General features: G+C 58.2%; 6 protein-coding genes and 6 pseudogenes. 10 read left to right on the top strand and 2 right to left on the bottom strand.

Features of this window, described 5'->3' with window-relative positions; all coding sequences use genetic code 11:
• Positions 1-136 precede the first annotated feature (136 nt).
• Positions 137-364: a hypothetical protein gene (locus JJB74_RS30890; protein WP_407672447.1), complete on the top strand. Its 228-nt coding sequence runs from the start codon at positions 137-139 to the stop codon at positions 362-364.
• A gap of 234 nt (positions 365-598) precedes the next feature.
• On the opposite strand, the gene JJB74_RS30885 is transcribed toward JJB74_RS30890, so the two are convergent.
• Entirely contained in the window at positions 599-1624 is a 1026-nt protein-coding gene (locus tag JJB74_RS30885) for a YeiH family protein (protein WP_200598400.1), read from the bottom strand.
• Between the two features lie 104 nt (positions 1625-1728).
• On the opposite strand from JJB74_RS30885, the gene JJB74_RS30880 reads away from it, so the two are divergent.
• The 5 genes and pseudogenes from JJB74_RS30880 to JJB74_RS30860 all read left to right on the top strand — a co-directional run bounded on the left by JJB74_RS30880 (position 1729) and on the right by JJB74_RS30860 (position 5689).
• The gene (locus tag JJB74_RS30880; protein ID WP_200598399.1) at positions 1729-2625 is read left to right on the top strand and encodes a LysR family transcriptional regulator; all 897 of its coding nucleotides are present in this window, start codon (positions 1729-1731) and stop codon (positions 2623-2625) included.
• A 61-nt stretch (positions 2626-2686) separates the two neighbouring features.
• A pseudogene (locus tag JJB74_RS30875) lies at positions 2687-3069 on the top strand (helix-turn-helix domain-containing protein); the annotation flags it as partial.
• A 212-nt stretch (positions 3070-3281) separates the two neighbouring features.
• Positions 3282-3728, top strand: coding sequence for a helix-turn-helix domain-containing protein (locus JJB74_RS30870; protein ID WP_200598398.1), 447 nt, complete (start codon positions 3282-3284; stop codon positions 3726-3728).
• Entirely contained in the window at positions 3638-4234 is a 597-nt protein-coding gene (locus JJB74_RS30865) for an IS630 family transposase (protein WP_325170204.1), read from the top strand. Before JJB74_RS30870 ends, JJB74_RS30865 begins: the two co-directional genes overlap by 91 nt.
• Positions 4235-4368: 134 nt before the next feature.
• A pseudogene (locus JJB74_RS30860) lies at positions 4369-5689 on the top strand (IS4 family transposase).
• Here JJB74_RS30860 and JJB74_RS30855 read toward each other — a convergent pair.
• A pseudogene (locus tag JJB74_RS30855) lies at positions 5667-6035 on the bottom strand (IS4 family transposase); the annotation flags it as partial. The pseudogenes JJB74_RS30860 and JJB74_RS30855 sit on opposite strands and share 23 nt — an antisense overlap.
• A gap of 54 nt (positions 6036-6089) precedes the next feature.
• On the opposite strand from JJB74_RS30855, the pseudogene JJB74_RS30850 reads away from it, so the two are divergent.
• The 4 genes and pseudogenes from JJB74_RS30850 to JJB74_RS30835 all read left to right on the top strand — a co-directional run.
• Positions 6090-6284 (top strand): annotated as a pseudogene (locus JJB74_RS30850) (helix-turn-helix domain-containing protein); the annotation flags it as partial.
• 58 nt (positions 6285-6342) lie between these two features.
• Positions 6343-6711: pseudogene (locus JJB74_RS30845) on the top strand (IS6 family transposase); the annotation flags it as partial.
• 125 nt (positions 6712-6836) lie between these two features.
• Positions 6837-8168 (top strand): IS4 family transposase, encoded by a 1332-nt coding sequence (locus tag JJB74_RS30840; RefSeq protein WP_200598401.1) that lies wholly within the window; start codon positions 6837-6839, stop codon positions 8166-8168.
• A gap of 23 nt (positions 8169-8191) precedes the next feature.
• Positions 8192-8518, top strand: a pseudogene (locus JJB74_RS30835) (DDE-type integrase/transposase/recombinase); the annotation flags it as partial.
• Positions 8519-8597 lie beyond the last annotated feature (79 nt).

Raw genomic sequence — 8597 nt, 5'->3', positions numbered from 1 at the left:
CTCCGCCAGCTTGACCGCCTCCTCACGAAATTCCTTTGTATATCGCGCTTTCGGTACTCGATTCATCTATGCCTCCGTTCCTCAATTTTACGAAACGTTGGCATACACTTTTTTCAGCTGACCTCACTTTCCCAACGTGTCGTTATTGCTGCTGCCGGCGGGATCGCCGGAGTTGAATCCGGCTGAACAGGTCTGGCAGCAACTGCGCGATCGCAGTCTGGCGAATCGGTGTTACGACAGCTATGAGGATATTGTGGGCGCCTGCTGTGCGGCCTGGAATGCCTTTACCCAGATCCCCGGCGCCATCCGCTCTTTGTGCACCCGCAGCTGGGCACACCTGTCGCTCCACCCCGGATCGTTATGACTCGGGATTGGTATCAGATGAATTCTGCAGGTGCGACTATCTATCTCCTGCCGCGTTTGCAGACACCTTCAAACATCGGCAGGCCGCTTGAGACGCGAGTGTCCATCATTGACAGGCCACCTCAGTACACGGAAGAATTCAAGACGGAAGCGGTCAGGCTGGCGCAGTCCGTCGGGCCAAGGGCCCGAGCGCCTGAGCGGCCCGAACGCACATGGCGGCCGCCGACGGGCGCAGCTATGCCAGAAGCGTAGTGACGATGCGATTAATGATATACCCGCCGATCATCAGAAAAAGAAAAAGCGTGCTTGCTAAAAGAATCGGCTTGAGTCCTGCCTGTCGTACGGCACCGACATGTGTACGCAATCCCAGCGCGCTCATTGCCATGGCGAGCAATACCGTATCAGTATGAATGATCCAATGCACAACAATTTCCGGAACAAGATGCAGGGAGTGGATGCCGCTGGTCACGATGAAAAAGACGGCGAACCACGGAATGGTGATGTGCCGGCAGCCTTTTGTCGCGTCGTCTTCATGGCTAATGCGGTTGCTGAGGAGCACCAAAAACGGAGCCAGCATCATTACCCGAAGCATCTTCTCGATGACGGCCGTTGACGCTGCCAAGTCGCTCACCGACTTTCCTGCCACGACCACTTGTGCGACCTCGTGGATGGTGGAACCGGCATACATTCCGTAGCCCACCTCCGAGAGATGAAGATATGGGTAGAACAAGGGGTAGATGAACATGCCCAGCGTTCCGAAGATGACGACGGTGGCAACCGCCACGGACACTTTGTGCGCTTGTCCATGCACCACTGGTTCGGCGGCCATGACCGCCGCCGCACCACAGATGGAGCTGCCTGCGCCAATGAGCATCGCAGTCTGTCGATCCAACTTGAAAAGGCGCGTGCCGAGCTGAACCGCAAGCAGGAATGTGCAGCCGATAATTAGAATGTCGATCAGAATGCCAGCCAATCCGACGTCGCTGATTTGCTGAAAAGTGATCCGGAACCCAAACAAGACGATTCCTATGCGCAGCAGTTTTGTCTTGGAAAAGTCGACCCCCGCAGCACACGGCTTGGCAAACCCCGAAAATACGGTGTTGCCAAGCACAATGCCGATGAGGATCGCGAGCGTAAGAGCGCTCAGCCCCCAATGTTCCATTGTAGGAAGCGTCGCTCCTTGTATGGCTGCCGCTGCGATAAATCCGGCCAGGGCGAGTCCCCAACCGTACTGGCGCCACGTGTATGCGGAAGTCTGCATTACTGATCCCCTTGTGGTGGTTGCTGAACACAAGAGTACGCCGCATGCATTAATTATAAAAACAGGTTATATTTATATAACTAATCAGCGCAGTTGATAAGGCCATGTTGCGGACGACGCTTAGGCACATCGAGGTTTTTGTGGCGACCGCCCAAAAGGGGAATGTCACTCAGGCGGCTGCCTTAATTGGCTTAACCCAGTCTGCAGCAAGCATGGCGCTTGCGGATTTCGAGAACCAGTTGGGCACCAGACTGTTCGACCGGGTCGGCAAACGGTTGTCTTTGAACGATGATGGCCGCGCCTTGTATCCGAGAGCGGTGCAAATGATCGACTGGGCACAAGAGATGGCACAGATGTTTCAGCGTGATGAGCGCGCCGTTGACTTGCACTTGGGTGCAAGCTCGACAATTGGAAACTACTTGCTGCCAAAAATGATCGGGGGCTTCAATGCAAGCCGTCCAGGCAGCCGGATCCGGCTCGAAGTGAGCAACACACAAAAAATTATTGACGCAGTCCGTCACTTCGAACTCGACATTGGATTCGTCGAAGGTCCGTGCGTCACCCCTGAGCTGGACACCATATTCTGGCAGCATGACGAGCTGGCTATTTTCAGCGCACCCGATCATTCCCTGGCGCGACAACAGGAATTGAGCGTGTCGTCGTTGAGACAAGCCGACTGGATTTTAAGGGAACGCGGATCTGGCACGCGGGAAGTAGTGGAGCAACTGCTGACAAGCCAGCTAGGAACGGTCGGATTGTCAATGGAACTCGGGGGCACGGAAGCCATCAAGCGGGCCGTGGAGAGTGGGCTGGGAATTTCCTGCTTGCCGAAAATCGCAGTCACTGAGGCAGTACGTCTAGGGACACTTGTTTGCCTTCCCACGCCGATGTTACGGCTGACGCGTGCGTTCCACATTCTCTTGCATAAGCAAAAATATCGAACCGCAGGCATCCTTGGTTTTCTCGAATTGTGTCAGCTTACGCGCGGCCGCTCTTACTAAGCGGTCGCAAAGTTAGTCGACAAATCCGGAACGCATTACCAGTGGTGTAATCGAATCTTCCATGAAACGAGACGGAAGCACATTCGATCATCGAACGCTGGAAGCGATCCGTTTGATGGCCATTGAGCGAGTCCGGGAAGGCGAACCTCCGGTGGAGGTGATTGCCTCGTACGGGTTCAACCGCACGACGATTTACAAGTGGCTGGCGGCTGCCGCGCAAGGCGGAGATCAAGCCTTGGAATCGACGCTGACCACTGGACGGCCACCGAGTTGACGCCCGACCAAGAGAAGCAAGTGTTTAGCTGGGTGAATGGCCAAGATCCCCGCCAGTAGGGGTTGGACTTCGGGCTGAGGACACGGACAGTTGTGGCGGAACTGATCGAGCAGAAGTTCGGGATGAAGCTGGGACTCACCGCGATTGGCAAGCTGCTGGCCAAACTGGGTGAGGCCACAATAGCCGCTTCAACGCATCTCGTTATACACAAGTTACGGATCCTCTATGCGGAGCGCTTGGATAGTAGAGGCAGCATCCATGGTGCGCTGAAGACCACCGCTTTAAAGGTGATTCCTAGCGCGGTTTTCGGAATGCTAGATGGTGGAATGCGGCGAAATTAATGCGGTCTAACCATAAGCTTCGCCATCTTGAGGAGGTCATCATGGGCGCTGCTTATTCCGTGGATCTACGACGCAAAGTGGTCCAGGCCTGTGAGCGCGGTACAGCCTCGCAGGCACAAGTGGCCCGCTTCTTTGGTGTCAGCCTGGCGTTTGTCGAGAAGTTGCTGCGGCTGTATCGCCGCACCGGAGCCTTGGAACCCGACCGCAAGCGCGCCGGCCGTCCGGGATTGCTCGATGCGGCAGCCTGTGAACAGGTGCAGCGCTGGCTGGCTGAGCAAAATGACTTGACCCTGGCCGAGCTCGCCGAGCGGCTTCAGACGCAATGTGGACTGACAGTGAGCATCAGCTGTGTGCATCGATTACTGCAGCGGCTGCACATGCGGCGCAAAAAAAAACCATTCATGCCAGCGAACGGGACACGGCGGCCGTACTACTGGCACGCCAGCAATACCGTGCACAACTCGCCGCCTACCCTTGCCGACAGCTGAAGTTCGTCGACGAGTCCGGCTGCAACATCGCCATGAGCCGACGGTACGGCCGCGCTCCGTACGGCCAGCGGGTACCGGACGCCGTGCCAAAGAACTTTGGGCGCAATGTGACCATCCTCGGGGCGCTGTCCTGTACCGGGCTCGATGCGGTCATGTCGGTGGAGGGTGCCACCGACACGGCGGTGTTCCGGGCCTATGTGGAGCAGGTGCTCGTGCCCACGCTGGTGCCCGGTGACATCGTCATCATGGATAACCTCAGCACCCACAAGGTCAGCGGCATCCGAGAGGCCATTGAAGCCGCGGGGGCGCAATTGCTTTACCTGCCGCCATACTCGCCGGACTACTCGCCCATCGAAAGCTGCTGGTCCAAGCTCAAAGCCAGTCTGCGAAAAGCCAAAGCCCGTACTCGCACCGCCCTCGACGAAGCGCTCACACAAGCCATTGACCACATCACCGAATCCGATGCCAACGGCTGGTTCCAACTCTGCGGATATACCCTACATTAATTCGATAACCGCGCTAGACTGATCGAAAGTCGCCGCACTAGACAATCGGAACTTCCTCTAATGATTTCTGGAGGTGTGCGATGGTCATGGATGCAGTGGTGGAACGTTGTGTTGAGCAAAGCTTGGTGACGGTCATGGCCAGACTGGCGCTGCAACGGACGCTGGAACCGGCGTGGATAGACGAACTGTTTGAGCGAGCTGGCGGCACCCAGTACACCCGGGAGCTGCTGTTTTCCACCACGGTGGAATTGATGTCGGTCGTGGCGGTGGGACTGCGCCCGTCGGTGCATGCGGCCGCCAAGGCTTGCAAGGACTTGCCGGTCTCGGTGCAAGCCCTGTACGACAAGATCCGGCGTACCACCCCTCGCTGGTGCGGGCGCTGGTGCAGCAAAGCGCCGTGCGCCTACATGACATGCTCATACCCATGATGAGCGCCAAGATGCCCACGGTGCCTGGCTATCGGCTGAGGATTGTCGACGGCAATCATCTGCCGGCCAGCGAGAAACGGCTGAAACCACTGCGTGGGTTTCGCGGCGCGGCCTTGCCAGGACAGTCGCTGGTGGTGTACGACCCGGATCTGGATCTGGTGGTCGATTTGGTGCCGTGTGAGGATGGCCATGCCCAGGAACGCAGCCTGATGGAACTGGCGCAGCGCCAGGCGCAGCCCGGCGAGTTGTGGCTTGCCGACCGCAACTTCAGCACGCGACGCATCCTTTGCGGTTTGCATGATCAGGGCAGCAGTTTTATCGTGCGCGAACACGGCCGTACACCGAACCCGCAGTCGTTGGAGTCCGTGCAGTACCGGGGAAGAATTGAAGCCGGCACGGTGTATGAGCAGGCGGTGGAAGTCGAGGACAATGCGGGACAACGTCTGCGGCTGCGCCGGGTGGAATTGCATCTGGAGCGCGCGACCGAAGACGGCGATACGACGATCCGACTGCTGAGTAATCTGCCGGCGTCCCAGTTCACGCCGCGCCGGATTGGCGCCTGTATCGCCAGCGCTGGCAAATCGAATCGCTGTTTCAGCGCCTGGAGTCGGTGCTGCACAGCGAGGTCGTCACGCTGGGACATCCGCGGGCGGCCTTGCTAGCCTTCGGCGTGGCGGTCCTTGCGTATAACACGCTGGCGGTATTGCAGAGTGCGGTCTGGAGTGCGCATGAATTGCACAGCAGTGAGCTGGAACTCTCTTCGTTCTACTTCGCTGACGAAATCCGCACCCACTATGCCGGCATGATGATGGCGGTAGCGCCTGCTGCCTGGGATCGCTATGACAAGCTGACGACAGCAGAACTGGCGCGAGTGCTGTTGCAGATGGCCCGCCATGCCAATCCGAAGGCATTACGCAAGCATCCCCGAAGTACCAGAAACGAAACCAAGAAAGGCTTCGCTTCCGCAGCCCTCGTCCGACGACATGTCGCAACGGCGCGCGTACTCAAAGATGGACTCGTGAAGTAATACCTTTAAAGCGGTGGCGCTGAAGACCAATCCAAAGGGTTTTGGCACCGGGTTCTCCATCGCCCTTGCGGCCAAGGAAACCGCCGAGTGAGGCGATCAACCGAATTATTTCATTGAGCGTAGGCGGTCTTGCAGGGCGCGCTTTCTTTGCCAGCAAATAGGCGCCTCTGATCTCATCAGCATGGAAGAACAGCCCGGCGTTCAGGTCGGGACAGGTTCTGCCCAGCCGCATGAGGCGGGCGATGCGCCACGCCACAATCATGTACAGCACCAGCGCCCGTTCCACGCGCTCCATCTGTGACAGCTGCAATGCTTCCACTTTGCAGCCGGTTTTCAATACATTATAGATCCGGCCCGCAAATAGTTTGAATTAGTAGGGAGTCTTGCGGTCCAAGAGTTTATGGACAAAGACGATGCAAGAAAGCTTAGCCCGGCTGAGCAACATGAACGGCGGCGACAGGTCATCCGCGCGTACAAGCGCGGCCGGACAAAGATGCAGATTGCGCAGGATGTTGGGTTAAGCCATACGGCCGTGACCAAAGTCATTGCGCGGTACGAAGCCGAAGGTATGGCGGGCCTGGAGCCACGTACGCGGGTTCCGTTGCAATAAGGCGCATCTGGTACAGTCGGCGATTTGATCGGGACGACTGCCGATGAACGAGGCCTTAAGCAAAGTGCTCAAGCGACTGCACTATCCGCTGGAAGTGATGCTGACCTGCGTGCGTTGGTATGTCGCCTATCCGCTGAGCCTGCGGCACATCGAGGAAATGATGCATGAGCGCGGCGTATGCGTCGATCACACAACCATCCACCGCTGGGCGCTCAAGATTCTGCCGGTACTGGCCGTGGCGTTCCGCCGCCGAAAACGCCCGGTTGGCGGCAGTTGGCGCATGGATGAGACTTATGTGCTGGTCGCAGGACAATGGAAGTATCTCTATCGCGCCGTCGACCGTGATGGCGACACCGTCGACTTCCTGCTCACGGCCAAACGCGATCTGGTCGCAGCGCGCCGCTTCCTGGAACCATCTCGTTATACACAAGTCCGATCTGCTGAGCGCACACGACACAGAGAAAGTTGAAGGATACGTGTAGTGCGGGGTTGTAAACCGGGATGAATTCGCGTTTACTCTGTGCTTTTGACAAGCCGATGAGTAACGAGTCAGGGGAATGGGTGGACGCGGAATTTGAAGCGCTGGATCTGGGTGATCCCAGGCGCGACCGGCGCGCCAAGGAGTTGATGAAGCGTCTGGCGGCCAAGCCAACGGCGAGCATTCCGGGCGCCTGCGACGGCTGGTCCGAAACCATGGCGGCCTATCGCTTTCTCGGCAACGAGGAAGTGGAATGGGGCGACATGATGCAGCCGCACTGGGCACGCACGGCCGAGCGCATGCAGCCGCATGCGGTGGTGCTGTGTATTGCCGACACGACGGAACTTGATTTCCATGGCCAAGACATGGAGGGCTTGGGGCCGTTGAGCTTCGAAGCGCAGCGCGGGATGTACCTGCACCCGACCTACGCCGTTACGCCGGACCGGGAACCGTTGGGGATTCTGGATGCCTGGATGTGGGCCCGCGAGGCGCTGGACGAGAATGGACACCGTGGGGGCATTAAGGAAAGTACCCGCTGGATCGAGAGTTATGAACGGGTTGCCGAACAGGCGGCGAACTTACCCGCTACCCGCCTGGTGTATGTGGCGGATCGGGAAGGCGATATTGCCGCGCTCATGGAGCGGGCTGATGCACTGGGCCATCCTGCAGACTGGTTAGTGCGTTGCCAGCATAACCGTACGCTGGCCGAGGGAGGCAAGCTGTGGGATAAGGTGCAAGCCGGTGAGGTGCTCGGCGAGATTACCTTTATTCTGCCGGGACGCGCCGGGCAGAAGGCGCGCGAAGTCAGGCAGGAATTACGGGCAAGCCGCATCACGCTGCCAGGCAAGAGAGCGCTTGGTGTGACGTGCGTGATGGCGCGGGAGATTGGTGCGCCGGCAGGCGTGACGCCGGTGGTATGGCGCTTGCTGACGAACCGGCAGGCGCAGGATCGGCATGCCGTGATCGAACTCATCGACTGGTATCGTGCCCGCTGGGAAATTGAACTGTTTTTTAATGTTTTGAAAACCGGCTGCAAGGTGGAAGCGTTGCAGCTGTCGCAGATGGAGCGCGTGGAACGGGCGCTGGTGCTGTACATGATTGTGGCGTGGCGCATTGCCCGCCTCATGAGGCTGGGCAGAACCTGCCCGGACCTGGACGCCGCGCTGTTTTTCCACGCTGACGAGATCAGAGGCGCCTATTTGCTGGCCAAGAAGGCGCGTCCCGCAGGACCGCCTACGCTCAACGAAATGATCCGATTGATCGCCTCACTCGGCGGCTTCCTTGGCCGAAAGGGCGATGGAGAACCCGGCGCCAAAACCCTCTGGATTGGCCTTCAACGTACCTTCGATGCCGCTTCTACCATCCAGGCGCTCCGAATGGAGAATGGGTAACTTCTGTATAACCAGATGTCCTGGAACGCGCCATCGGCCAGCACGGCTTGCCCGACAAGATCACCATTGACAAGAGTGGCGCCAACACCGCCGCTGTCCACGCCATTCAAAAGGATACCGGAGCACCGATAGAACTGCGGCAGGTGAAGTATCTGAACAACATCGTCGAGCAGGACCATCGAGCCATCAAGCGTATCATCCGGCCCATGCTTGGCTTCCAATCTTTTCGTTGTGCGCGCATTTTGTTGGCCGGTATTGAGACGGTTCACATGATTAAAAAAGGGCAGCTTGACTGCCCCGACGGACAAGTTGCGTCCGCCGCAGACCAATTTTATTCCCTGGCCGCCTGAGCAATCGACACTGCGTGCTTTCGCTCATGCGAACTTCCTTATTGCAACGGAACCGAACGCCGGCATCCCTGCTCCATGA

This window comes from Noviherbaspirillum pedocola, from assembly GCF_016632335.1.
Taxonomy (GTDB): Bacteria; Pseudomonadota; Gammaproteobacteria; order Burkholderiales; family Burkholderiaceae_D; genus Noviherbaspirillum_A; species Noviherbaspirillum_A pedocola.
The sequence above is the reverse complement of the archived record's forward strand: the minus strand, read 5'-3'. Positions and strand labels throughout refer to the sequence as shown.